The organism is uncultured Intestinibacter sp., from assembly GCF_902468165.1.
Lineage (GTDB): Bacteria > Bacillota > Clostridia > Peptostreptococcales > Peptostreptococcaceae > Intestinibacter.
Map to the genome: position 1 here is coordinate 1 of NZ_CABQXJ010000047.1, position 24,034 is coordinate 24,034.

Consider the following 24,034-nt stretch of genomic DNA (forward strand, 5'->3'; position numbering starts at 1 on the left):
GTATTTTTTCTGAATTAGATTTTCTTTTTAATTTTATTTTAATAATTATAAGGTAGTATTCTACCACAAGCTATTTTGCCCCAGAATTTCCAGAAGGTTGTGTTGTAAAATCGTCATAATTTTCGTGAAGTACGACTGATTTATTTATTATATCTGCTACAGTAAAATAAGAAGTGTATACAGATAATATTCCTATTCCATCACTTGCTAATATTGGAGGCAAATCCCCTGCATGAAATGGATGTTTCTCTTCTGATGGATTAAAATGGCTGCCTGTATTTGGGAAAGGATTATCTTCTGTTCCTACTTGGCAGTCACCATTTTCATGGATATGAAATCCGTGAAATCTAGTTAGTTGACCATTTTTATTAGAATCTGGTATACCAGTTATATAAGCTTTTATATAAACCCCGCCTTCTAATTGATAAAAAAATACATTTCCATCTATACAAGGTGCTAATTTCCCACCTCTTATTCTCGCATATGCTGCCGGTCTTTGTGGATCATAAGGTGCAAAAAGCTGATTTAAATTATATTGTTGACATAAGTTATCCATCTTTTCTCTCCTTTAAAACTTTTATATTTATTATATGTATAAGGTTTAAAAAGTTTCTTACTCATATTTTTCAATATATCTATTTTGTATAAGATTTTTCTTTGGCCTTTATAAAATTATATAAAACTTCATTTACTGGAACTTCTATATTGTGCTCTTTTGCTATTTTCATAAGCGTTCCCGAAAAGTATTCAATTTCTGTTTTTCTTTTATTTTCAACATCTTGTAATAAAGATGTCTTGCCATCGCCGCTAAGTGTACTTATTACATCTTGAACACTCTGCCAATTTCTATCCCCTAAGTTTATATCACAAACTTGTGATACATTCATAACTTCTTTCATTGCTTTATCTACTAAAGTTAAAAGCTCTGGCGTATTCTTAATCACTCCATATGTAGCTGCTGATATAGCAGAAACTTGATTTAATCCTATATTTAGCATCCACTTTGTCCAAACTGTCTTTATCATATCTTCAAATACTTGATTGTTTATTTTTGCATCATTTAATAGATTTTTTACAGCAAGCACTCCCTCGCTCATTTCTTTATTATTCGCATCTCCAAATTGTATTATTGCGCTGTTTGTTTGAGTTATTTTATTTCCTATTTTTACAGCATCTATCTTTATAGCAAGTCCATATAAAACTTGATTATCTTTAAAAGCATCTTGCAGTATATCTTTCGCAACTATACCATTTAATAATGGAAGTATTATAGTATTTTTATGTACTAAATCTTTTATATCTTCTATAGCACTTTGAAGTTGATAATTTTTTACACTTATTATTATTAAATCAAAAGTTATATCCTCATCTGAAGATACTACCTTTGGATAAAATTGTTCTCCATTTAAATATAGCCCTTCTTTTTCTAATCTTTCTTTTCTCTTTCCATTTGCTATAAAAGCGAAATTATAATCTAAAAGTTTATGTATAGAATATGCATATACTCCTCCTATTGCACCTGCCCCTATTATAGCTACATTTTTAATTTGCATGTAGGCACCCCCTTTTATTTATATAATATTATTTTATCCTTATTATTTGCTGTAATCTACATTTTTTATTATTTCATTTAAATCAGCTTCTGATTTTATACTATTTAAATCTTTTATATTAACCTCATATGCATTATTTCCATCTGCTTTAAAAGAATAAATTTTTATATTGCTGAAATCATAATTTATTTTTTTAAGAGTTTTTACTATTTTATAAGCATCTTTTGAAAATTCATCTTTATTTTTATATGGAAATTTATCTTTTTCGCTATCTTTTGCATTTTTTTCATCAAAATCATATGCATATCCAAGGTTTAAGGTTAAATCTATAGGTTCTTCTCCACTATAAAAATCATTTACTTTATATTTATACTGTTTAATATTAATTGTTGGTTCTAATATCATATAATATCTTTTTATCCCTGTTTCTTTTTCGATATTATAAGATATATAATTATTAATCTCATCTTGCATATTAGTAATTGTATCTTGGTAATATCCATCTCCTATACTACCATCATAATAATAATCTAAATATGAATTGGTTTTGTAATTACCATCTCCAACTTGTGCATAAAAACCCCCAGTTTTAAAATTAAATTTGATAGCTTCTATTTCAAGTTTTCCATCGTAGTTTTTATCTATATAATCTTCAAATGCATGTTTTACCTTTAAATATTCTATTGGATTTCCAAAAAATCCACTGTAAATGTATATAGCAATACCTGTTATTAAAACTGCTATAATCAATTTTATATATTTCATATTTTCCCCCCATTAATTTGTTTTTAAATTTTTTATACTGATTGCTAGGAATAATCCTGCGCCTGTACATAATAAAATATATATACTATCAAATATGATAGCATATGCACTTTGTAAAACAATATTAAATAATATATTAAAAATAAGTGCTGTAGCTATTATAAGCGTATTTTCTTTATATAAAAGCCCAAGCACAAAAGGTATTATTATAATCCATGGTATTGTGCTTAAAAATCCATTTCCTAATATACTTATTCCAACAGATACTGCCATTGAAAATATTATTAAAATATACTTTATTTTATTTAAATAATTTTTAATAGAATCTAATGTATCTGTTTTTAACTCTTCATATTCATCTTCTTTTAAATCAATCTTTTTTTCATATCCTAAATTCACATCTTCTTTTAATTCATCATAAACTTCTTTACAATCTTCACATTCATCTAAATGCAACTCTATCTCCTTTTTAGTTTCTTCACTTAAAAGATCTTCTATATAAAGTGGCATTAAATCTTCAACTATACTGCATTTTAATTTACTCATTTTCTCACCTGCTTTTCTATATTTTTAATCATTAAACTGTTTAACCAGTTTTTTCTTTTCCCTAAAAAAATTAACCCTACAGTAGTTTTCACTTTTACCTAAAATTTCTCCAATTTCTTTAAACGTAAAATCATTTATTAGTCTAAGTATCATTATCTGTCTTTGTGGCTCTTTTAGGCTGTTTATAACTTTTAATATCTCACGGTATTTATACATATCATCTTGTGTGAACTCCTCAACCTCATCAAAATCACTTTCATAAATCGATTGTGTTTTAGGATGTTTTTTTAAATATGTATAATATTGATTTTTTGATATAGATAATAACCATGTTTTTTCGCTACAATTGCCTTTAAAGTTTTTTATACTCTTTATACACTCCAAAAATGTTGTTTGCATAATATCTTTTGCAACTTCTTCATCAAAACTAAGTGAATAAATAAATCTATATACATCTTTGGAATATAAATCGTATAACTTTTCAATTTGCTTCATTTATCCTCCTATCTTTCTAGCTAGAAATTTGTGTTTCATATAGTAGTATAATAAAATATACATTTCGTTACATTATTTTTAAATTTTTTTCAAAATTTTTGAGTGAAAAATTATTTTTACAAGTATTGATATATGAAAAGGTAATTATCTTAAATTAATACTTATATTAAAATGTATTTATAAAAATAAAATGGAGGTTTTTAAATGGAAAAATTTAAGGAGAGAAAAATCATCAAACTTTTAAAAAAATCTCCTGAAGACGGCATAAAAATGGTAATCGATGTTTATGGTCCTGCTATTAATACAATTTGTAAAAATATACTTATAAATTTAAATAGCGAAGACATAGAAGAGGCTATATCAGATACTTTTTTTAAGCTTTGGAAAAATATCGACAATTTTAACCAGGAGAAAAATAAATCATTAAAAAGCTATATCTATGCAATTGCAAGAAACACTTGTTTCGACAAACTTAAAACATCTAACTCTAATACTTCTCTATTTGAGATAGAAGAAAATGATTTAGGTATAGATGTAGACATGGAAGATGAATACTCAAAATTACATAATAAGAAAATAATTAAAACTACATTAGATAATTTTAAAGAACCTGATAGATCGATTTTTATACTTAGATATTTTTACTTTGAAAAAGTAAAAGTAATTGCATCAAAATTAAATTTAAGCGAAAAGAAAGTTGAAAATATACTTTATCGAAGTAAAACAATTTTAAAAGAAGAGTTGATAAAGGGAGGGATTATTTATGAAAAAGATTGATAAATTATTAAATAATATAGATGAAGACAAATACCTAGATAATGAAAAACCACTTTGTGAAAATGAAAAAGAAAAGATTTTTAATATGACTATGGATAAAATTAAAAATTCATCCAATCAAAGTAAAAGCAAGAGCAAAATAATATCACTTAAAAAGACTGTAGCTATAATTTTAGCTTCTGTGCTTATGATTTCTACATTATCATTTGCTGCAGATTACTTTTCATTTGATGCTCAACTTGCTAATTTATTAAATATAAATAAAGAAAATGAATCTCTTATAAATGGCTCTGGTGCAAATATAAATAAGTCTGTAGAATCCAAAGGGCTAAGAATAACTGCTACCCAAGTCATCAGTGATAAAAACTCATTGTATATAATACTAAAGTTAAAAACAAAAGATGAATTTTCACATTCTTTAAAAACATTTAATGACTTTAATTTTGAAGTTAAATCAAATGGCGATTATAGACCTTCTTCTAGTGCGACATTTGAGTCTATAAAATCCGAAGATGACGATTCTCATACTTCTACACTTTTAATTACTATGGAAGAAGAAGATATAAACAATAGTGATATAAGACTTAGTTTTAAAGATTTTGGTTACTATCCTTATAATAAGAATAAAGATGAGTACGGCGATTTTGTAAATTTAATAAAAGGAAGTTGGACTTTAAAATTTAAATTAAATTGCAAAGATACATCAAAAACTTATGTAATCAATAAATCTTATAAAGTAGACAATAGAAGAATTCGCGTTAAAACAGTCACTTTATCACCTCTTTCTGTAAGAATTAAAAGCAATGGGAAATATAATTACTTTATAAGTAAAGTTACAATGAAAGATTCAACAGAATATTCTGGCGATGATTTCTTTATATCAAATACTTCATCTTATTCAACTATTGGAAGAGATTTATTTGGTCATTCTCAATCTTATGCAAGTTTTTCAAAGATTTTAAATCCTAAAGATATTAAAAGCATTACCATAAATGATGAAATAGAGGTAATGCTGCCTTAAAACAATATTTTGGTCTATAATATAAATAAAATATATGAAAGGATATAAAGTTTAAAACTTTAAATATATTATGGAATTTATTATTGCCAAGGAAATTTTATCAAAAATACAATATGATAATTCCCATTGGTTTGGGACTGACTACAATATGAATTTATATAGAGGTTGCTGTCATGGTTGCATATACTGTGACAGCAGAAGTAATTGTTATAATATAATCGACTTTGACAGAGTTAGAATAAAAAAAGACTGTATATCTATTTTAGAAAAGCAACTTAAATCAAAAAGACATAGTGGAGTTATTCAAATAGGAGCTATGTCAGATACATATAATCCATTTGAAAAGAAATACGAAGTAACAAGATCATCACTTAAATTAATCGATAAATACGGTTTTGGCGTAGCTATAGCGACAAAATCTGATTTAATTTTGAGAGATATAGATATACTAAAAGAAATAAACATGCACTCACCTGTAATTGTAAAACTTAGTATAACTTGTGGTAATGATAATTTAAGCAAAATAATCGAACCCAATGTATGTGTATCATCTAAGAGATTTGAGGCGATAAAAAAATTAAGAGAAGCAGGAATTTATACAGGCATACTTATGATGCCCCTGCTTCCATTTATAAACGATACTAAAGATAATATCGATAAAATAATAAATCAAGCTTATAAATCAGGTGCTAACTTTATTTATCCTATGTTCGGAGTTACCCTTAGAGCTAATCAACGATTTTATTATTATACAAAACTAAGAGAAAATTTTCCTAATTTAGTATCTAAATATCAAAATTTATATGGTGATAAATATGTATGTAATAGTCCAAACTATAAATCTTTACAACAATATTTTGAGAAAAAATGCTCTGAGTTAGAAATAACTTATAAAATGGAAGATATAATATCAGAATATAAAAGTAAATTCCAAAGCGAGCAAATATCATTTGATTTATAATTTATAAAATCAAAATCCATATTTATATTTAAGAATTTTAAAAGGAGTATAAAAATAATTTTGTATTTTCATACTCCTTAAATTTTATATAAAGAATGGACAATCAAGGATGCAGGTTACTGACGGATTATCCGCGTCTGGACTACCAACCAGAACTGTATTTTTATCTTTATAATTAAATCTTAATCTCTTTGGATTACTGTGTCAAACTAAGGTTATTTTTAACTTAGAAATATTGCTCTTTATTTAGTTTATCCAAAAAAAGAGTCGGCATAATTTGACGACTCTTTTTATTATATTTGTTGAACAACTCTTTGTTTGTATACTTTCTTTTCTTTGGCTTCTTTTGCTGCTCGTATTCTTGCAAGTCTTTTTTCTCTAGAATCTTTAAATCCTTTAACTAATATAAACATTCCACACAAGAATACAAATAAGTAGAAACTTACCCCTCTACTAAGTAGCATAGCTTCATTTAATACTGTGACAGGGAATAATAATTTAAATAAAGTTAAGAATCCACTTTCACTAACCCCTACTGATCCTGGAAGAGGCAGTGCAGAAACTGATATAAATAATACAGCTTGAACTCCTATAAATACAAATATTGAGTACTCATTAAACCCAAATGAACGATAAATCCAATAAGGTATACTGTGTAGTGCAAATATTTGTATACATTTTGTTATAAAAGTTTTAACCATTATTCCTTTGTTTTTAACTATATACATAGCACAGTCTTTATAGTCGTCTATTACTGAGTCTACTTTTTCTTTTAATACATCTGCTTTTTTAAATCTACAGAATTTTAAAAATCCCACTATTACATTTAGTATTTTTTTAACACCTTCACTATAGAATAAAACTAATACTAATGCCATAAGCATAGCAAAGTTACATATAAGTCCTATAGTAAATAAAATCATAAGAGAATTAACTTTTCCAGCTAAAAGCGAACGTTGGCTTATAAATCCAATTATCGCGTACATTATAGTTACTGTTTGGAAAAATATAAATTCAACAAATAATACAAGTGTAGAGTGAGATATTTTTATATCATCTTTATACATTTGGTAAGCTTGCATCGGTTGCCCACCAGAAGCTGAAGGTGTAATTGAACTAAAGAAAAATCCTTGTACTGAATAATTAATACATTTTAGGAGATTTGTTTTACATCCTAAAGCACTAAGGTTTCTTCTAAAATTACTAGCTTCACATAATAAAAATACACACATACATGTAACTGCTGTTAATATATACATTATATTTACATTTGATATAGTTTTAGCCACTGCATTTAAATCCATATCTTTAAATACAAAGTAAAATGTAAATATTATTAATATCAAAAATAATCCCCCGTTTTTTAATATCTTAAAAAATAAATTTTTATAATCCTTCATAAATATACCTCCATATATCCTTACCCTTATATCCACTTTCTATTATTTATTATAAATAGACAATCATAAAATTTTCTTAATAAAAAACTTACAATTTTATGAAGATTTTAAATATCTCGTTTTAATTATTTATTTCTATATATAATATATCACTTCTCTCTATATTTTGAACTTACAATTAGCTTACAATTTTGTCATATAGTTCTATCTATTCATCTTAATATATTCAACATAAAGCTCTTATATCATTCTCCTCTATTATATTTAACAAAGGGGTTATGTGTTATTCATATATACAACAATATTTTACAATCTTTGTACCAATATAATAATACAATAATACATTTTATTTGTCAACAAAAAACAGCTACCATTAGATAGCTGTTAATTTGTATTTATTCTATTATTTTCAGATTCATAAACAATTTTCTAAAGTTATTTACAGTCTTTTCACTTAAAACTATATCTTTTGCTATTACTTTGTCGTAAAATTCTTTTGCTGCCATAGTTTTGTTTTCTTCATATCTTACTGAAAGTTGATTTTTATCTTCTTGACTTATAAGAGTCTCTACAAATTCTGGATTTCTTATAAATTCTTTTTCTGCCATAGTTTTTTTGCAATTTATAAAAAACACTTCTTTATTCAATCTTAAATTTAAATTTTCAATAAGCTTGTTGCACTCTATAACTCCCGCTTTATCATAATCTAATACAACTTTATAATTGCATCCCCAACCAATTAATATAGATACAAGTGCATTTACATTGCCAGCTCCTACTGACGGCAAAATATAAGGCCTTTTTTCTTCTTGCACTTCTAAATAATCTAACATAGCTGTAAAATACATATAGTCAGTAATTCCCTCTGTTACTATATTTAATTTATCTAATCGAGGCCCTAAATTATATTTTATATCTGCTCCAATTGCTTTTAAAAGAGGTGTCAATGTTTCTCTTTTTGAAGATGAGTTAAACTTATTGTCATACGCATTATTAAATATATGACTTATTCCATTTTCATCTTTTTCTATAGCTCTGACATTTATTATATCTTCTGTGTCTATCATATATGGAGAATGTGTTGTATAAACAACCTGACTTCCATTATTACATAGACTTTTTAATAATGTTAGTAATTCTCTTTGAGCATTTACATGAAGATATACCCCTGGCTCATCTAATAAATATATTATCGTTTTATTTTCTAAATCCTCGTATAAAAGTTCTATAAACAAGTTGAAAAGCCATTTAAGACCATTACTTTCTTCTTCTAAATTGATTTGATTGTCATTTGTCTTTAGATATATTTTTAGACATTCATTATCAAAGTTGACTTTTATCTTTGTATCTATATTATTTTCAAAAAAATAATTAAATTGTTTTTGTATATTATACTTTACTTTTTCTTTAATACTACTTCTACACTTATTTCGCTCATTTTCATCTTTTGAATCTATAGAATTTATAAATTCATCTAATGGAGCTTTTGTAATGACCATAAATTTATATAAAAGCCCTTTTTTGCTTTTTATCGCTGATTTTATTTCTTCAACATTATATATACTTTGTAGTTCTTCCTCATTAGTTCTATAATAAAATACTGGAAGCACTTTGTATTTCTTTTTAATTTTACTCTTTATCGTCTCAATATGCCTTATAAGTGTGTAACATTCTTCATTATATCCTTCATAAGCCATGTCTTTTTGCTGCAAAATTAATACTTCTAGTATTTCATTTAAACTTTTTTTATATTTAGTCCAAATCCTACTGTCAATCTCTATTAATTTATCCAATTTATCATCTATACTTTCAATAAATTCTTTAGTCGTATATTGAGAGTAAATTTTAAAGTAGCTCAATAAATTATCTTCTAAATAATAAATTGCATTTTTTAGCTCATTATCCTGATCAAATAATAATGAAAATCCACCTTCAAACTCAATATCATCACTCGAATAAAACTTAAATATAGTTTTTGATTTCTTATTTTCTATTGAAAACTTTTTACATTCACTTTCCGTAAATTTTAATTCTAATGTTATAACTATACTCTTTTTTGTATATCTATTTTTTTTGCTAAAAAACTCCGTATTAATATAATGTGTAAATGACATATTGCCCAAAGCCTCTAAAATATTACTTTTCCCCGAATCATTTTTTCCTATTAGAGCTGTTATATTATCTTCTAAGAGTAAAGTATTTCTTTCGTCTCCTAAAGATTTATAATTGCTGATCACTACGCTTTTTATCTTCATCTAAATCTCTCCCAACAAAACCTAACATCTATAAGTAAATTATAATATTTATTTATGATAATTAGATGAAAATATCCACAAAAAAATCACAAATTATACAAGTTGTATAATTTGTGATTTTTAATTAGTACTATTTCTCGATTATTTACTTTCAGCTATTGCTGTCTCTACTTCTACTTCTTGGTCTTTAAACTCTGAATTGTTTAAAACTCTATTTAAAATAACCCCGACTATAGCAGCTAAGCTAAGTCCTGTTAAGCTTGAAGTTTGTGATAGTGGTATTCCGATTTCTATTCCTGCAAAAGTACTTAAGTATGAAGTTCCAAGACCTATTATAAGTACTGTTGCCATTATTATCACATTTTTTATATTTCCTTCATAGCATTTGCTGTCTTTTATACTCTTAACTCCTACATAAGTTATCATAGAGAATAGGTATATACTTATTCCACCCATAACGGCTTGTGGTATACTTTGTAAAAAGCCTCCGAATTTACCTACACAAGATAATACTATTGCTAATACTGCTGTTAACTCTAAAACTCTTGGGTCGTAGTTTTTAGTTATTGCTAAAAGTGCAGTATTTTCACCGTAAGTAGTATTAGCAGGTCCACCTGCAAATCCTGCAAATATTGTTGCAAGTCCATCACCTAATAAAGTTCTATTAAGACCTGGATTTTCTATAAAGTTTTGTCCAACAACTGTTCCATTTGTAGTTATATCACCTATATGTTCCATAAATGTTGCAAGAACTACTGGTGCTATCATTAAAATTGCCTCTAAGCTGAATTTTGGTAGTCTAAAGTTTGGTATTGCAAACCAACTAGCTTGACTTGCTGTTGTAATATCTACTTGTTTTAAGATGAAGCTAAGTGCTAATCCTGTAAATACTGCTATTATTACACCAAATTGTTTTATGCTACCTTTTGCAAATTGATTTATTCCCATTGCTACTGCTAAAGTAATTATTGCAATTGGTAAATAAGTCATTGCCATATCTACTGCTGAAGGAATTAAGTTTAAACCTATAACTGCTATCATTGCACCTGTAACTTGTGGTGGGAAATATTTTTTTACTTTTTCCACACCTATGAATTTAACAATTAAAGACATTATTATATATAAACATCCTGCTACTATAATTCCTCCTTGTGCATAAGCCAAATCTCCATTAAATGCATCTGAAACTTGATTTATTACACCTATAAAGGCAAAACTTGAACCTAAAAATACTGGTACTCTCCAATCTGTACAAAAATGGAATATTAATGTTCCTATACCTGCGCAGAATATTGCCACTGATGGGTCAAATCCTGTTAATAGAGGAACTAATACTGTCGATCCAAACATCGCAAGTAAATGTTGAAGTGATAAAGCCGCTTTTCTCATATATATACCTCCAAATATTATATAAATTTAATTTCGTTTATTATTTCTCAAATTTTATTATTTTTATTATTCTTTTATTTTTACAGAATCTTCTCCGTCTATATCTAATAACTCAACAGAGATTATTTCTTGTTTTGATGTTGGTACATTTTTACCTACATAATCTGCTCTTATTGGTAACTCTCTGTGACCTCTATCTACTAATACTGCTAATTGTATAGCTTTTGGTCTTCCTAAGTCCATAATAGCATTTAGAGCTGATCTAACTGTTCTTCCTGTATATAAAACATCGTCTACTAAAACTACTATTTTGTCGTTTATGTCTACGTCTATATTTGTACCGTTTATTACAGGTTCATGTTGGATTTCTTTTAGGTCATCTCTGTATAATGTGATGTCCATTTCTCCAGTTGACACTTTGTGTCCTTCGATTTGCTCTATTCTTGTCGCAATTCTATTTGCTATAGGTACACCTCTAGTTTTTATACCGATTAAGATAACATCTTCGACACCTTTGTTCTTTTCTATTATCTCATGGCTTATTCTAGTTATAGCCCTAGCGATTGCTTTTTCATCCATTAATCTAGCTTTTTCTATCATGTCTGCCTCCTTTTCTTTAGTATTACCGTATAAATATGAGAATCTTTATTTCAACAAAAAAACTTCCTGCACAAGACAGGAAGTTATACTTTCGCGCATCAAAAGTACATCTATGCCTTATGATCTCTCTGTATCAATTAAAGGTATATCTATATTTTTACGTTTATGTTAAATTTTAATTTTAATCGAGTTCTTTATTACTTAAATAACATTATATAATTTTAAGTTTATTATTTCAATAGTTATTTTATTTTGTTAAGTATTTCTACGAAATAACTTGGCAATTCAGAGTTAAACTCGACGTATTGTTTAGTTGTTGGATGTATAAATCCTAATTTTCTTGCATGAAGTGTCTGACCACTACATTTTATTTTTGAATTTTTAGGTCCATATATAGGGTCCCCTAAAAGTGGATGCCCTATACTAGCCGCATGAACTCTTATTTGATGAGTTCTACCAGTCTCTAAACTAGCTTTCATGTGTGTAAAGTTATCATATCTTTGTATAACTTCAAAGTGAGTAACTGCTCTTTTTCCATCTTTTACAATTGCCATCTTAAGTCTATCTTTTGGGTTTCTTCCTATTGGTCTATCTACAGTTATTTTGTCTTGTTTTACAACTCCATGACATATAAATTCATATTCTCTAGTTATTGAATGGTCTTTTAGTTGTTCTGCTAGACAATTGTGTGAATTATTATTTTTAGCTATCATCAAAATTCCCGAAGTATCTTTATCAATCCTATGTACAATACCAGGTCTTATTACTCCATTTATAGATGATAAGTTGTCTTTGCAGTGATATAAGATTGCATTTACTAAAGTATTTTCATAATTTCCCGGTGCAGGATGAACTACCATATCTTGCGGTTTATTTACTATTAGTAAGTCGTCATCTTCATATACTATATCTATCGGTATATTTTGTGGTACTATTTCTAAAAGTTTTGGTGCTGGTATTTCTATAACAACATGGTCATCTTCTTTTACAGCATATTTTGCTTTTTCTATTTTATTATTTACTTTTACTTTTTTATCTTTTATTATCTTTTGAATATAGCTTCTAGACATATCTCCTAATTGCGAAGATAAATAAACATCTAGTCTATCTCCTTCTTCGTCTCCTAGAACTAAGAATTCTCTTATTTCATCTTGAATATTTTCTTTATTGTTCATATTTATTTCACTTTCTTTTTAATATTTATTGTATATTATTTAAATATACATCTAAATTTTATTTTTAATACTTATCTAGTTTATTGTTTTTTTGTATTTGAGTCAAATAATACTACATATATACAAAGTAATATTGTACCTACTACTATAAAACAATCTGCTAAATTGAAAACATAATTCCATATAAATACAAAATCAAAATAATCTACGACAAAATCTAATCTAACTCTATCTATTAAGTTCCCCAAAGCCCCTGCTATAATTAATACAATCGAGAACTTACATATCTTTGAATTTATTTTTTTAGAATGTAACATATAAAGTCCAGCAATAGATGCAATTAGTGCAACTACTACAAATATCATTTGATTATTCTCAAATAATCCAAATGCTGCCCCTCTATTTTCAACATAAGTCAAGTTAAATACATTTTCTATTACAGTAATAGCCCCTTTATATTTTAATTCATTTAAAGCCCAATTCTTTACAATTTGATCAATACCTATTAAAAGTATTATCATTAATTCATACATATCTGCCTCCTAAAAAAGTATTTTTCTACATTATACCTAAAAAATGCATTTTATAAAAGAGATGTCAGAATTTAATTATCCAACATCTCTTTTTATATTATTTTATATATTTAGTTTTATTTATCTATATGTTCCATCAATTGTGAAATAGTTACGAATTTATATCCTTTTTCTTTTAATTTTGGAATTACTATATCTAAAGCCTGTATTGTCTGAGATTTGTCGTTTCTAACAGTGTTGTAGTCGTGTAAAATTATTATATTTCCATTTTCGACTTTTTCATCTATAGTGCTCACTATTGTATTTACCCCTGGATTAGACCAATCCCTTACGTCTATATTAGACCATAGTATTATATTCATATTTTTAGATTTTACCACCTGACATAAGTCTCTACTTAGCGCTCTGTATGGTGGTCTAAATAATGTCGGATATTCTCCTGTTATTTCTTTTATTGCTTCTTGAGTTTTTGTAACTTCTGATTCAATTTCTGATTTTGTTTTTTTAGCTGCATTTATATGTGTGTATGTGTGGTTTCCTATTTCATGCCCCTCTTCTTTTTCTCTTTTAACTATTTGTTTATTGTATGGAACTTTTTCTCCTATTAAGAAAAATGTCGCTTTTACATCGTATTTTTTTAGGATATCTAAAACTTGTGGAGTAAATACTTCATCAGGACCATCGTCAAATGTAAGTGCAACAACTTTTTCAGATTTATTACCCTTTTTTATTATAATATCTTCATAGTCGTATTTATAACTATCTGCAGATACATCTTTATCATTGTCAGCTGAGCAAACTCCCGAAAATCCTGCTATAAATAAGATGATTACTAATGTGTAAAGGATTTTTTTCATTTTAGAACCTCTTTTCTTTCTATTTTCTATGACAATTTTTTATTCTTAAAAATTGATTTCATTTCTAGTTTGCCCATATTTTATTTTTCATTATATATTTTTATGATTTTTTATAAAATTTCAGTTTTAACAAAAAAAGGATGCCATTATATATGACATCCTTTTGATTTATATAGTTAATCTATTTAATTATTTAAGTTTAAAAGATTATTTTACAACTATGTTTATTAATTTTTTAGGTATAGCTATAACTTTAACTACAGTTTTGTCGCCTATAGATGCTTGTATTTTATCATTTTCTAAAGCTACTTTTTCCATTTCTTCTTTAGTCATGTTTGCACCTACGCTTAATTTAGCTCTAACTTTACCGTTTATTTGAACTACTACTTCTACTTCATCTTTAACTAAAGCAGATTCGTCAAATTGTGGCCAGTTTATATCGAATATACTTCCTTCTTTACCTATCATTTGCCATAATTCTTCACCTACATGTGGTGTAAATGGAGCAAGTATAGTTAATATAGTTTCAATACCTTCTTTGATTATTCCGTCATTTCTAGTATCTAATTCTTTGTATTTGTACATTTCGTTTATTAACTCCATTAATGAAGCTATTGCTGTATTAAATCCAAATTTATGGCTTAAATCATCTGTAACTTTTTTAAGTGTTGAATGTATAGTAAATCTCATCGCTTTATCTTCTTTAGTTGCAACATTTACTTTTGCATCTGATTTAGCTATATCTTTTAATTCATCAACTAATCTATAAACTCTGTTTAAGAATCTGAAGCATCCTTCAACACCTTGTTCAGACCAGTCTAAGTCTCTTTCTGGTGGAGCTGCGAATAATACGAATAATCTAGCAGTATCAGCACCGTATTTGTCTATTATTTCAAGAGGTGATACTGTATTACCTTTAGATTTACTCATTTTGCTACCATCCATTAATACCATACCTTGAGTAAGTAAGTTTTTGAATGGTTCGTCAAAATCTACCATGCCAACTCTCTTTAATGCTTTAACAAAGAATCTAGCGTAAAGTAAGTGCATTATAGCATGTTCTACACCACCGATATATTGATCAACTGGCATCCATTTGTTTACTACTTCTGAATCGAACATAGCTTCTTGGTTTTTGTTGTCTATATATCTTAAGAAATACCAAGATGAGTCAACGAATGTATCCATTGTATCTACATCTCTAGTCGCATGTTTACCACATTTTGGACAAGTAGTATTTACGAAAGTTTTTGAAGTTGTAAGTGGAGATTCACCTTTTCCAGTAAATTCAACATCTGTTGGAAGTAATACTGGTAAATCTTTTTTGTCAACTGGAACTATACCACATTCTTCACAGTAAACAACTGGTATTGGAACACCCCAATATCTTTGTCTTGATAATAACCAGTCTCTAAGTCTGTAGTTAACAGTCTTTTTACCTCTTCCTTCTTTAGCTAACTTTTCAGTTATTTTATCTTGAGCTTCTGTAGCATCCATTCCATTGAATTCTTCAGAATTTATCATTTTACCATCTTCATCTATAACGTCTATTATTTCTATACCGTATTTTGTAGCAAATTCTTTATCTCTTTCGTCATGAGCTGGAACACCCATTATTGCACCAGTACCATAGTCCATTAATATATAGTTTGCTATCCATAGAGGAACTTTTCTTCCTGTTATAGGGTTTATTACGTGTTTTCCTATGAACATACCTTCTTTTTCTGTGTCAGTAGAAGTTCTTTCTATTTCAGTTTGAGTATGCATTTTTTGTACGAATTTATCTACATCAGCTTCATATTCAGTACCAGCAACTAATTCTTTAACTAGTGGGTTTTCTGGAGCTAATGCCATGAAAGTTGTTCCATAAACTGTATCTGGTCTAGTTGTGTAAACGATCATTTGGTCATCTGAACCATCTATATCGAATACTATTTCAGCACCATGAGATTTTCCTATCCAGTTTTTTTGCATTGTTTTAACTTTTTCTGGCCAACCTTCTAATTTGTCTAAGTCATTTAATAATTCTTCAGCAAATTCAGTTGTTTTGAAGTACCATTGTTCTAATTCTTTTTTAACTACTACAGCGTCACATCTTTCACATTGTCCACCAACAACTTGCTCATTTGCAAGAACTGTCTCACAAGATGGACACCAGTTTACGAAAGATTTTTTCTTATATGCAAGACCTGCTTCTAAGAATTTTAAGAATATTTCTTGTGTAAATTTGTAGTAATCTGGATTAGAAGTTGCTATTTCTCTTTCCCAGTCATAACTTAAACCTAATAATTTTAATTGGTTTTTCATGTCATCTATGTTTTCATAAGTCCATTTTGCTGGATGTATTCCGTGTTTTATAGCAGCATTTTCTGCTGGAAGACCGAATGAGTCCCATCCCATTGGATGTAGAACATTGTATCCTTCCATTTTTTTAAATCTCGCTACAACGTCACCTATTGAATAGTTTCTAACGTGACCCATATGTATTTTCCCTGATGGATAAGGGAACATCTCTAATGTGTAGTATAAAGGTTTTGATGTATCTCTTGTATCTGTTTTATATTGGTTTGTTTCTTCCCATTTTTGTTGCCATTTAGTTTCAACATCTTTAAACTTGTAAACGCTCATTATGTTACCTCCTAATTCTGATTTGTTTAATAAATATAATGTTTTTTATTTCCAAGTTATTTGTATAATAAAAAAATCCTCGCCCTAAACAAAATTTGTTTAGGGACGAGGATATATTCTTCGCGGTACCACCCTAATTAGCCTATAAAAAGACTCACTTAGATAGTCTTTAAGCCAACTACGGCCAAATAATTTAATACTAACAAGTTCGGAAATATTATTTAACTAATTCACACCTACCATTAGCTCTCTGAATAAATTCTATTACCTACTACTTTAGTTTATTTGATAAAATTTTCAGTTTATACATAAAATTTCAAATTTTTCGCTATAATTCAATATATTATCATTTTTAGTTTAATGTGTCAACATCTACGTATGGAGCATCTTTCCATAGTTTTTCTAAGTTGTAGAATTCTCTATTTTCTTCATCAAATACATGTACTATTATATCTGCATAATCAAGTAATATCCAAGTTTGTGTGTCGTATCCTTCCTTAGCTGTTGGTTCTATACCTTCTGCTGTGAATGCATCTTGTACACTATCAGCTATAGCTTTTACTTGTCTAGATGAAGAAGCTGTAGCTATTATAAAATAGTCACAAAGACTAGAAACTTTTCCTATATTAATTATCGATATATCTTGGCCTAATTTATCGTCAATTGCATCGTACGCAACTTTGACCATTTGTTCAACTGTCATTTAGTTACCTCACTTTCAAAAAAATTGTTTTTATATATATAATGTATAATTCATACATTATAAAACAACATATTCATCTATTATATCATATATTTAGACTTGAACCAACAAATTTAAATATTTTCTTGCATAAGATAATTCCTAGCGCTTACACTTCTTGGATGAATTAATTGATTGTTTTCTATTACAAATTTTATTGTGTTGTTTAATGAAGTAATCAATGCCTTATCTAGCTGTCCATTAAATGATAGCTTTCTAAGCTCGTCAACTCCTGGAAAATTACGACCTTCTTCTATCATATCTGCCATAAATATTATCTTTTCTAGTGTAGACATATTTTCTCTTCCTGTCGTGTGATATCTCACTGCATTTATTATATCCATATCTTGTATATTAAATACATCTTGAATTACAAAAGACCCTATAACACTATGAGATAGTGCTATATTGTTTGTTTCTAGTGGGTCTAATTTTATGTTATATTTTTTTACATAAAAATCTACTTGATCTTTTGTAAAGTATTTTGCACAATCATGCACAAGCCCAGCTAAATAAGCTTTATCTTTATCATAGCTGTATATTTCGCTCAGTTTAACTGCACAATTTGCAACATTAATCGAATGTTGTAGTCTATTTGGTTTTAGCATTGTGCTTAATTTTTCTATTATTTTGTCTTTATCTATATTATGTATATCCAAATTATTCATCTCCAACCCCGTATAAGTTTTTCTCATATATGTATTTTTCTACATTTTCAGGGATTAAATACCTTACTGAATTACCTCTTTTTAATTGGTCTCTTATGTATGTAGAAGAAATATCTAAAGATGGAACATATACGCTTATTATGTTTGCATTATATTTTATTTCAAGTTTTTCAATTTGTTCTTGTGCTCTAAGCAGGCTTATTCCCGGCCTAGTAGCTGCTATAAATGTAGCTAATTTAAAGTTTTCTTCGACATCTTTCCACTCTTCTATATCACATATAGCATCTGCCCCTGTTATAAAGAAAAATTGTGCCCCCGGATAATTTTGTTTTAGATGTCTAAGTGTATCTACAGTATATGTTTTTCCCTTTTTCTCCATTTCAGTATTAAATGCTATAAAATCTTTATTTTTAGCAATTGATAATAATACCATATTATATCTATCGTATTTGTTAGTAATATTCCATAATTTATGTGGCGGGTCCCCAGATGGTATAAATATAATTTTGTCTAATTTATATTTACATCTTATAAATTCTGCAGTTGCCAAATGGGCATAATGTATTGGATCAAAAGTCCCTCCCAAAACCCCTACTCTTAGTCCCTCGCAATCTCTTTCAAAATCTGCTATCTTATCGTTATTATAAAATTTAGATTCGATAACTAAATCGTAAATACTCATCAATACTCTCCTTTTTTTACAAATATAATAGTATTATATCATTTTTAATTATGTCGGGTACAAAAATCTTTATTATCTTACTATTTCATAAATTATTATTTAAAATGATTGTTTTTTGTCAATAATCTTCTGTAGTATAATATAAATATTAACAAAAATTAAGGAGAATAAACATGGGAATTATAACAAAAATAGAATCTCAGAAAAAAAGAGATGATAGAGTTAATATATATGTTGATGAAAAATTCTTTATGGCAATTTATAAAGAACTTGTATTTACTTTTAATTTAAAAAAAGGACAAGAAATCGACCCTAATAATTTAAAAAGTATACTAGACAATGAAATGTATATGAAAGCTAAAAATAAAGCATTATCAATACTTTCAAAGGCAAGTCAATCAGAAAAACAAATAAGACAAAAACTATCTTCAGATTACGAAGAAGATACTATAGATATGGTTATTGAATTTTTACAAAAATACAAATTTGTAGACGATGAAGATTTAGCAAGTCGAATAGTAAATACTAATGTCAATTTAAACAAATACGGAAAAAATAAAATAAAACAAAATTTATACAACAAAGGTATAGATAAAAATATTATTGAAAATGCAATAGATGAAATAGATATAGATAAAGAATTTGAAAATGCTCTTTATCTAGGTAAAAAAAGATACGATAGATTAAAAAATGAAGATCCAAGAAAAGCATATCAAAAAATAGGCAATCATTTGGCTTATAAAGGTTTTAATTATGATATAATAAAAAAAGTATTAAACAAATTATTTAATGATGTTGATGAGTATTCTTGTTAATTATATTTGGAGGTAAGGTATGGCAAAGATAGCTATTGCAATATTTTGTGTAATTCTTGGTTGTTACAATATTAGAAATTTATATAAACAAGATAGAATGAAATAAAAACATTTTTATTTCAAAATTCAAAAAGGAGGTATTTACCTCCTTTTTAAATTCTCACATAAATAATTCTATTTTTTAAACTGTAAATAAGTATAACCTTTCTTAAGGTATTTTAAATCGTTTTATTTAATATATCTTTTTAATGCTTTAGCAACTGGAACTCCAATTACTAATCCAACTACTATTTGAGTTATATTTCCCGGTATTGACATAACTGGAGATACCCAGTTTCCATATAAAACACCTTCTGTTATATAATATCCTATTATCATCCAAACTCCTGATACTAATATTCCTGCAATATTTACAAGCATATTATCGCCGTTTCTTCCATTAGACCAAGCTATTTTTCCTATTATATATCCCATAATTCCTCTTACTACAAATGTAAATGGAGCCCACATTGCCCATTCTGATAATAAATCAAATAGACCCATTCCAAATGCCCCTGCTGCTGCTCCTTTTTTAGGTCCAAAAACTATTGCTGAAATAAACAACATTGTATTTCCCAGATGAACTAATCCTCCAGATGCCGCTATTGGAAGTCTTATATTTATAAATCTCGTCGCTATATAAACTAGCGCAACTAAAAGCGCCGTTTCTACTAAGTCTTTAGTATTGACTTTTGTTTGTTCTACTTGTTGCATTTTCCTCTCCCCTTTATATATATTTTAAATTTATTTTCTATGCATTATAATATTTATTAAATAAATCTACTAAATTTTTATCTGTTTTAAATCCTAAGTCTTTAAGGCCTAAATCTACATAATTAAGAATAGGTACTATAGCTTCGTATTTTGCATTTTCTCCCATATGCCCAATTCTAAGTATTTTACCAGTATATTTAGCTAATGAAGTCGTCATGACTACATTATATTTTTCTAGTAGATGTTTTACTAAGTTTCCTGCACCAATTTCTTCTTCAATATCAACTACTGTTACAGTATTTGAATATCCATCTTCTAAAAATAAATTAAGTCCATATTCTTTTACTGCATTTCTTGTCGCATTTGCTATTTTAAAATGTCTATTTTGAACATTTTCAATGCCTTCTTCTAATATATTGTCTAATGCTACATCAAGCCCCATAATATCGCTTATTGGCATTGTATATGGGAACCATTTATCTCTATAATAATTTTCCCATATTGTTAAGTTACAATAAAATCCTACAATAGGTGTTTTTCTACTTTTCATAGATTTTTTAGCATCTTCACTAACTGACAGAATTGTAAGACCTGTTGGAGCTGAAATAGCCTTTTGTGACCCACCACAAACTATATCTAGTTGCCAGTTGTCTACTTCGATATTTTCTCCAACCATAGCGGCAACTGAATCTACAACTGTAAGTATGTTGTATTTTTTAAGTAATGGTCCTATTTTTGATAAATCATTTAAAACTCCTGTAGGAGTATCACAATGTACTACTGTTGCGTATTTAAAATCGTGATCTTTTTCTAAGAACTGTTCTAATTTTTCTACATCAATAGCTTTATGATAATCATCAGAGAAATAAACTACTTCTCCTCCATACATTTTTACAAAATCGTCAAATCCTTTTCCAAAAATACCATTATCAATTACTAAAACTCTATCTCCGCTTTCTGTAAGTGATGCACACGCTGCTTCTAATCCTAAAATACCTTCTCCACTTAAAATATAAACATCGTTTTGTGTTTTTAAGATTTTCGCCATTTTGTCACATGTATTTTTATAAAACTCACAGAAATCTACGTCTACATCAGGATTAGTAGTCTTTTCTGCTCTTTTTAATCTTACATTTTCTCTAACTTCTGATGGCCCTGGTGTGTAAACTATTTTGTTATTCATTTTCTCCATTTTGTCCCCCTATTTTTAATGTATAAATTTGTATTGTATTATTAATTATAATAAAAATTATATAATTTTTAACAATCATATAAGCATATTATATATTATATGGCCTTTATTTCAATACAGTTTAGTATAAATTAGTAATTGTATGGGTGCAATTAAAAACTGATTTCCTACAAATAAAATAGAAAATCAGTTTTTGTATTAAAATCTTTTTAATTGATCTTTTTTAAAAGTCCACTCAGGTGTATTTAAAGTATCTCCAAAATCTAAGCTATACCATGGACTTAAATTTTTGTCGTTTGGATTTATAAGAAGTTGTGTTTGTTGTGCTGGCATATAACTTTGTGCTAGCATAAATACTTTTTCTCCTGTAGATTTATTTTGCGCCATATCTACTACTATTACACAATGACCTGGAGAACCTCCCTTTATAAATACATCTCCTATTTGCATATCATTTATATCTACACTTTTTAATTCTTTTTCTAAAGATAATGTAGAGCTATATGCAAAAACTAAATCCATATAATTTCTAAAAGTCGAATATGAATTATCAGGTTGTGCACCTTTATAATATGAACACGAATTTTCACCGACATTTATTCTATACCCCATTCTCCACTTACTGTATTCAGCCTTAAATCCATTTACAAACTCAAAACTTATTTCATCATATCTTTCGTTTTGATATAAATATTCAGCCCTCAAAAGCATCACAGCATCTGCACATTGATGTAAATCTCTATCTCCTATATCTACATCGAAAACACTATCGTATACATTTTCTTTATTTTTTGTTTTTCCGTTATAATACTTTACCTTCTCGCCGTATTTTTCTAATTTGCTATTTCTTAAAAATTCCCCAAAATTATTTTCTTCTACGCTTATCCTTTCATATCCCTTAGGTACGTCATACCTCTCTTTTATTGTATTTTTCTCCTTATTTACTAAAATCGTTTCAGTTTTGCCTACGGTATTGATTTTAGAAGTTGTACTACTTTTATTTATTTCACTACTACACCCACAACATATAAATAAAGTAGCACACAAAATAAATCCCAAAGCATTTCTTTTTTGCATAATACTCCCCTTTCTATTTACTAATACTATACTAAATGGTTAAAATATATATAATATTAATATTACAATAGATTTTACTATTTATTTTTACATATTATATAAAATTTCTTAAATATTTTTTAAGAAATACCTCTAAATACTAATTTAAAAGGAGATTTAAATGATTGATTTAACTTTACTAGGATGTGGTGGCAATGTTCCTATGCCTAATAGATTTCTATCTTCCCTTTTTATAAATTATAAGGGTAGTAAAATACTTATAGATTGTGGTGAAGGTACACAAGTTGCTATGAAAAAATACAATTGTGGATTTAAAAATATAGATTTAATACTTATAACTCATTTACATGGAGACCATATAATAGGATTAATTGGTCTTTTACAGACAATGGGTAATAGCGGGAAAACAGACGATTTAACTATAGTAGGGCCAATCGGCATAATAGATGCTATGAAGGCTATAAAAGTCTTGGTTGAATATCTTCCATATAAAGTTAATATAATTGAAAACCCAAAACAAACATTTTCTTTAGAACATGATATTTTAAAAGATATAGATATATCTACAATAAATTTAGACCACTCTACTGAATGTATCGGATATAGCTTGTATTTTAAAAGAAAACCTAAGTTTGATAGAGAAAAAGCAATTTTGAACCAAGTTCCTCAAAATCTATGGAAAAAACTCCAAGAAAACTCTTCAGCAATTTATAAAGATAAGACATATTATGCTGATATGGTGTTAGGTGAAAATCGTAGGGGAATAAAACTTAGTTTTATAACTGATACTAGACCTACTTTTGAAATACCAGAGTTTATATATGAGAGCGATTTATTTATATGTGAAGGTATGTATGGAGATGATTTAGATATATCAAAAGCCGTCAAAAACAAACATATGACTTTTAGAGAGTCTGCTAGTCTTGCAAATGCCGGAAATGTAGATAAATTACTACTAACTCATTTTAGTCCATCTATTGAAAATCCAAAAGACTTTATCCAAAACGCCACTAATCTTTTTGAAGATACTATTATTGGAGAAGACGGATTAACTTTAAAATTATCTTATACGGATTGATTTGATTGTAATTTTAAAAATTTATTTTATTTTTATAATTTATAGAGGAATTTAGATTTACATATCGAATTT

24 protein-coding genes and 1 other annotated feature are annotated in these 24,034 nt (G+C 27.6%); of the genes, 5 read left to right on the forward strand and 19 right to left on the reverse strand.

The window, feature by feature from the left end; all coding sequences use genetic code 11:
- Window positions 1–70: 70 nt before the first annotated feature.
- The 5 genes from RDX53_RS09190 to RDX53_RS09210 all read right to left on the reverse strand — a co-directional run bounded on the left by RDX53_RS09190 (window position 71) and on the right by RDX53_RS09210 (window position 3,359).
- Window positions 71–556 (reverse strand): superoxide dismutase family protein, encoded by a 486-nt coding sequence (locus RDX53_RS09190; protein WP_307994031.1) that lies wholly within the window; start codon window positions 554–556, stop codon window positions 71–73.
- Window positions 557–635: 79 nt separating this feature from the next.
- Window positions 636–1,553 carry a ketopantoate reductase family protein gene (locus RDX53_RS09195; protein WP_195929551.1) on the reverse strand — a complete coding sequence of 306 codons (918 nt, stop codon included), beginning with the start codon at window positions 1,551–1,553 and terminating at the stop codon, window positions 636–638.
- Window positions 1,554–1,595: 42 nt separating this feature from the next.
- The gene (locus RDX53_RS09200) at window positions 1,596–2,318 is read right to left on the reverse strand and encodes a hypothetical protein (RefSeq protein ID WP_195929550.1); all 723 of its coding nucleotides are present in this window, start codon (window positions 2,316–2,318) and stop codon (window positions 1,596–1,598) included.
- A 12-nt stretch (window positions 2,319–2,330) separates the two neighbouring features.
- Window positions 2,331–2,864, reverse strand: a complete 534-nt coding sequence (locus RDX53_RS09205) for a zf-HC2 domain-containing protein (protein WP_147616198.1) — start codon at window positions 2,862–2,864, stop codon at window positions 2,331–2,333.
- A gap of 24 nt (window positions 2,865–2,888) precedes the next feature.
- On the reverse strand, window positions 2,889–3,359 hold the full coding sequence (locus RDX53_RS09210) for an RNA polymerase sigma factor (protein ID WP_195929549.1): 471 nt from the start codon (window positions 3,357–3,359) through the stop codon (window positions 2,889–2,891).
- 204 nt (window positions 3,360–3,563) lie between these two features.
- Between RDX53_RS09210 and RDX53_RS09215 the strand changes: the two genes are divergently transcribed.
- The 3 genes from RDX53_RS09215 to RDX53_RS09225 all read left to right on the forward strand — a co-directional run bounded on the left by RDX53_RS09215 (window position 3,564) and on the right by RDX53_RS09225 (window position 6,118).
- Complete coding sequence (locus tag RDX53_RS09215; RefSeq protein ID WP_195929548.1) at window positions 3,564–4,136, forward strand: RNA polymerase sigma factor; 573 nt, start codon at window positions 3,564–3,566, stop codon at window positions 4,134–4,136.
- Window positions 4,123–5,157, forward strand: coding sequence for a DUF4179 domain-containing protein (locus tag RDX53_RS09220; protein WP_195929547.1), 1,035 nt, complete (start codon window positions 4,123–4,125; stop codon window positions 5,155–5,157). Before RDX53_RS09215 ends, RDX53_RS09220 begins: the two co-directional genes overlap by 14 nt.
- Before the next feature lie 70 nt (window positions 5,158–5,227).
- Window positions 5,228–6,118 (forward strand): radical SAM protein, encoded by an 891-nt coding sequence (locus RDX53_RS09225; protein WP_195929546.1) that lies wholly within the window; start codon window positions 5,228–5,230, stop codon window positions 6,116–6,118.
- A 293-nt stretch (window positions 6,119–6,411) separates the two neighbouring features.
- Here the strand turns inward: RDX53_RS09225 and RDX53_RS09230 are convergent, their stop codons facing one another.
- The 11 genes from RDX53_RS09230 to nadD all read right to left on the reverse strand — a co-directional run bounded on the left by RDX53_RS09230 (window position 6,412) and on the right by nadD (window position 19,047).
- On the reverse strand, window positions 6,412–7,464 hold the full coding sequence (locus tag RDX53_RS09230; protein ID WP_195929545.1) for a lysylphosphatidylglycerol synthase transmembrane domain-containing protein: 1,053 nt from the start codon (window positions 7,462–7,464) through the stop codon (window positions 6,412–6,414).
- A gap of 449 nt (window positions 7,465–7,913) precedes the next feature.
- Window positions 7,914–9,773, reverse strand: a complete 1,860-nt coding sequence (locus RDX53_RS09235; RefSeq protein ID WP_195930532.1) for an ATP-dependent endonuclease — start codon at window positions 9,771–9,773, stop codon at window positions 7,914–7,916.
- Window positions 9,774–9,914: 141 nt separating this feature from the next.
- A complete protein-coding gene (locus RDX53_RS09240) occupies window positions 9,915–11,162 on the reverse strand; it encodes a uracil-xanthine permease family protein (protein ID WP_195930531.1) in 1,248 nt (415 codons plus the stop codon).
- Between the two features lie 66 nt (window positions 11,163–11,228).
- Window positions 11,229–11,762, reverse strand: coding sequence for a bifunctional pyr operon transcriptional regulator/uracil phosphoribosyltransferase PyrR (gene pyrR, locus RDX53_RS09245; RefSeq protein WP_195930530.1), 534 nt, complete (start codon window positions 11,760–11,762; stop codon window positions 11,229–11,231).
- Between the two features lie 242 nt (window positions 11,763–12,004).
- Window positions 12,005–12,937, reverse strand: coding sequence for an RluA family pseudouridine synthase (locus RDX53_RS09250; RefSeq protein ID WP_195930526.1), 933 nt, complete (start codon window positions 12,935–12,937; stop codon window positions 12,005–12,007).
- 80 nt (window positions 12,938–13,017) lie between these two features.
- A complete protein-coding gene (gene lspA, locus RDX53_RS09255; RefSeq protein WP_195930521.1) occupies window positions 13,018–13,470 on the reverse strand; it encodes a signal peptidase II in 453 nt (150 codons plus the stop codon).
- Window positions 13,471–13,586: 116 nt separating this feature from the next.
- Window positions 13,587–14,327 (reverse strand): polysaccharide deacetylase family protein, encoded by a 741-nt coding sequence (locus RDX53_RS09260; protein WP_195930511.1) that lies wholly within the window; start codon window positions 14,325–14,327, stop codon window positions 13,587–13,589.
- A 207-nt stretch (window positions 14,328–14,534) separates the two neighbouring features.
- Entirely contained in the window at window positions 14,535–16,955 is a 2,421-nt protein-coding gene (gene leuS, locus RDX53_RS09265) for a leucine--tRNA ligase (RefSeq protein WP_307994032.1), read from the reverse strand.
- 98 nt (window positions 16,956–17,053) lie between these two features.
- Window positions 17,054–17,245, reverse strand: a binding site (T-box leader).
- 62 nt (window positions 17,246–17,307) lie between these two features.
- Window positions 17,308–17,658 carry a ribosome silencing factor gene (rsfS, locus tag RDX53_RS09270; RefSeq protein ID WP_195930503.1) on the reverse strand — a complete coding sequence of 117 codons (351 nt, stop codon included), beginning with the start codon at window positions 17,656–17,658 and terminating at the stop codon, window positions 17,308–17,310.
- Window positions 17,659–17,771: 113 nt separating this feature from the next.
- Window positions 17,772–18,365: a bis(5'-nucleosyl)-tetraphosphatase (symmetrical) YqeK gene (gene yqeK, locus RDX53_RS09275; RefSeq protein ID WP_195930491.1), complete on the reverse strand. Its 594-nt coding sequence runs from the start codon at window positions 18,363–18,365 to the stop codon at window positions 17,772–17,774.
- A complete protein-coding gene (nadD, locus tag RDX53_RS09280) occupies window positions 18,358–19,047 on the reverse strand; it encodes a nicotinate-nucleotide adenylyltransferase (RefSeq protein WP_195930485.1) in 690 nt (229 codons plus the stop codon). Before nadD ends, yqeK begins: the two co-directional genes overlap by 8 nt.
- Window positions 19,048–19,220: 173 nt before the next feature.
- Here nadD and recX point away from each other — a divergent pair, with 173 nt between their 5' ends.
- Window positions 19,221–19,862 (forward strand): recombination regulator RecX, encoded by a 642-nt coding sequence (gene recX, locus RDX53_RS09285; protein WP_195930484.1) that lies wholly within the window; start codon window positions 19,221–19,223, stop codon window positions 19,860–19,862.
- A gap of 228 nt (window positions 19,863–20,090) precedes the next feature.
- Here the strand turns inward: recX and RDX53_RS09290 are convergent, their stop codons facing one another.
- The 3 genes from RDX53_RS09290 to RDX53_RS09300 all read right to left on the reverse strand — a co-directional run bounded on the left by RDX53_RS09290 (window position 20,091) and on the right by RDX53_RS09300 (window position 22,884).
- A complete protein-coding gene (locus RDX53_RS09290; protein WP_195930483.1) occupies window positions 20,091–20,615 on the reverse strand; it encodes an ECF transporter S component in 525 nt (174 codons plus the stop codon).
- Between the two features lie 37 nt (window positions 20,616–20,652).
- The gene (locus RDX53_RS09295; protein WP_330593106.1) at window positions 20,653–21,807 is read right to left on the reverse strand and encodes an alanine--glyoxylate aminotransferase family protein; all 1,155 of its coding nucleotides are present in this window, start codon (window positions 21,805–21,807) and stop codon (window positions 20,653–20,655) included.
- 198 nt (window positions 21,808–22,005) lie between these two features.
- A complete protein-coding gene (locus RDX53_RS09300) occupies window positions 22,006–22,884 on the reverse strand; it encodes a DUF4846 domain-containing protein (protein WP_195930479.1) in 879 nt (292 codons plus the stop codon).
- Window positions 22,885–23,044: 160 nt separating this feature from the next.
- Between RDX53_RS09300 and RDX53_RS09305 the strand changes: the two genes are divergently transcribed.
- Window positions 23,045–23,962: a ribonuclease Z gene (locus RDX53_RS09305; RefSeq protein WP_195930478.1), complete on the forward strand. Its 918-nt coding sequence runs from the start codon at window positions 23,045–23,047 to the stop codon at window positions 23,960–23,962.
- Window positions 23,963–24,034 lie beyond the last annotated feature (72 nt).

Coding starts and splice junctions, on each gene's coding strand:
- RDX53_RS09200 (WP_195929550.1), bottom strand. CDS start 2,318: ATGAAATATATAAAATTGATTATAGCAGTTTTAATAACAGGTATTGCT.
- RDX53_RS09305 (WP_195930478.1), top strand. CDS start 23,045: ATGATTGATTTAACTTTACTAGGATGTGGTGGCAATGTTCCTATGCCT.
- RDX53_RS09250 (WP_195930526.1), bottom strand. CDS start 12,937: ATGAACAATAAAGAAAATATTCAAGATGAAATAAGAGAATTCTTAGTT.
- yqeK (WP_195930491.1), bottom strand. CDS start 18,365: ATGAATAATTTGGATATACATAATATAGATAAAGACAAAATAATAGAA.
- RDX53_RS09195 (WP_195929551.1), bottom strand. CDS start 1,553: ATGCAAATTAAAAATGTAGCTATAATAGGGGCAGGTGCAATAGGAGGA.
- rsfS (WP_195930503.1), bottom strand. CDS start 17,658: ATGACAGTTGAACAAATGGTCAAAGTTGCGTACGATGCAATTGACGAT.
- RDX53_RS09220 (WP_195929547.1), top strand. CDS start 4,123: ATGAAAAAGATTGATAAATTATTAAATAATATAGATGAAGACAAATAC.
- leuS (WP_307994032.1), bottom strand. CDS start 16,955: ATGAGCGTTTACAAGTTTAAAGATGTTGAAACTAAATGGCAACAAAAA.
- RDX53_RS09225 (WP_195929546.1), top strand. CDS start 5,228: ATGGAATTTATTATTGCCAAGGAAATTTTATCAAAAATACAATATGAT.
- RDX53_RS09210 (WP_195929549.1), bottom strand. CDS start 3,359: ATGAAGCAAATTGAAAAGTTATACGATTTATATTCCAAAGATGTATAT.
- RDX53_RS09190 (WP_307994031.1), bottom strand. CDS start 556: ATGGATAACTTATGTCAACAATATAATTTAAATCAGCTTTTTGCACCT.
- RDX53_RS09260 (WP_195930511.1), bottom strand. CDS start 14,327: ATGAAAAAAATCCTTTACACATTAGTAATCATCTTATTTATAGCAGGA.
- pyrR (WP_195930530.1), bottom strand. CDS start 11,762: ATGATAGAAAAAGCTAGATTAATGGATGAAAAAGCAATCGCTAGGGCT.
- RDX53_RS09300 (WP_195930479.1), bottom strand. CDS start 22,884: ATGCAAAAAAGAAATGCTTTGGGATTTATTTTGTGTGCTACTTTATTT.
- RDX53_RS09215 (WP_195929548.1), top strand. CDS start 3,564: ATGGAAAAATTTAAGGAGAGAAAAATCATCAAACTTTTAAAAAAATCT.
- recX (WP_195930484.1), top strand. CDS start 19,221: ATGGGAATTATAACAAAAATAGAATCTCAGAAAAAAAGAGATGATAGA.
- nadD (WP_195930485.1), bottom strand. CDS start 19,047: ATGAGTATTTACGATTTAGTTATCGAATCTAAATTTTATAATAACGAT.
- RDX53_RS09295 (WP_330593106.1), bottom strand. CDS start 21,807: ATGGAGAAAATGAATAACAAAATAGTTTACACACCAGGGCCATCAGAA.
- RDX53_RS09235 (WP_195930532.1), bottom strand. CDS start 9,773: ATGAAGATAAAAAGCGTAGTGATCAGCAATTATAAATCTTTAGGAGAC.
- lspA (WP_195930521.1), bottom strand. CDS start 13,470: ATGTATGAATTAATGATAATACTTTTAATAGGTATTGATCAAATTGTA.
- RDX53_RS09240 (WP_195930531.1), bottom strand. CDS start 11,162: ATGAGAAAAGCGGCTTTATCACTTCAACATTTACTTGCGATGTTTGGA.
- RDX53_RS09205 (WP_147616198.1), bottom strand. CDS start 2,864: ATGAGTAAATTAAAATGCAGTATAGTTGAAGATTTAATGCCACTTTAT.
- RDX53_RS09290 (WP_195930483.1), bottom strand. CDS start 20,615: ATGCAACAAGTAGAACAAACAAAAGTCAATACTAAAGACTTAGTAGAA.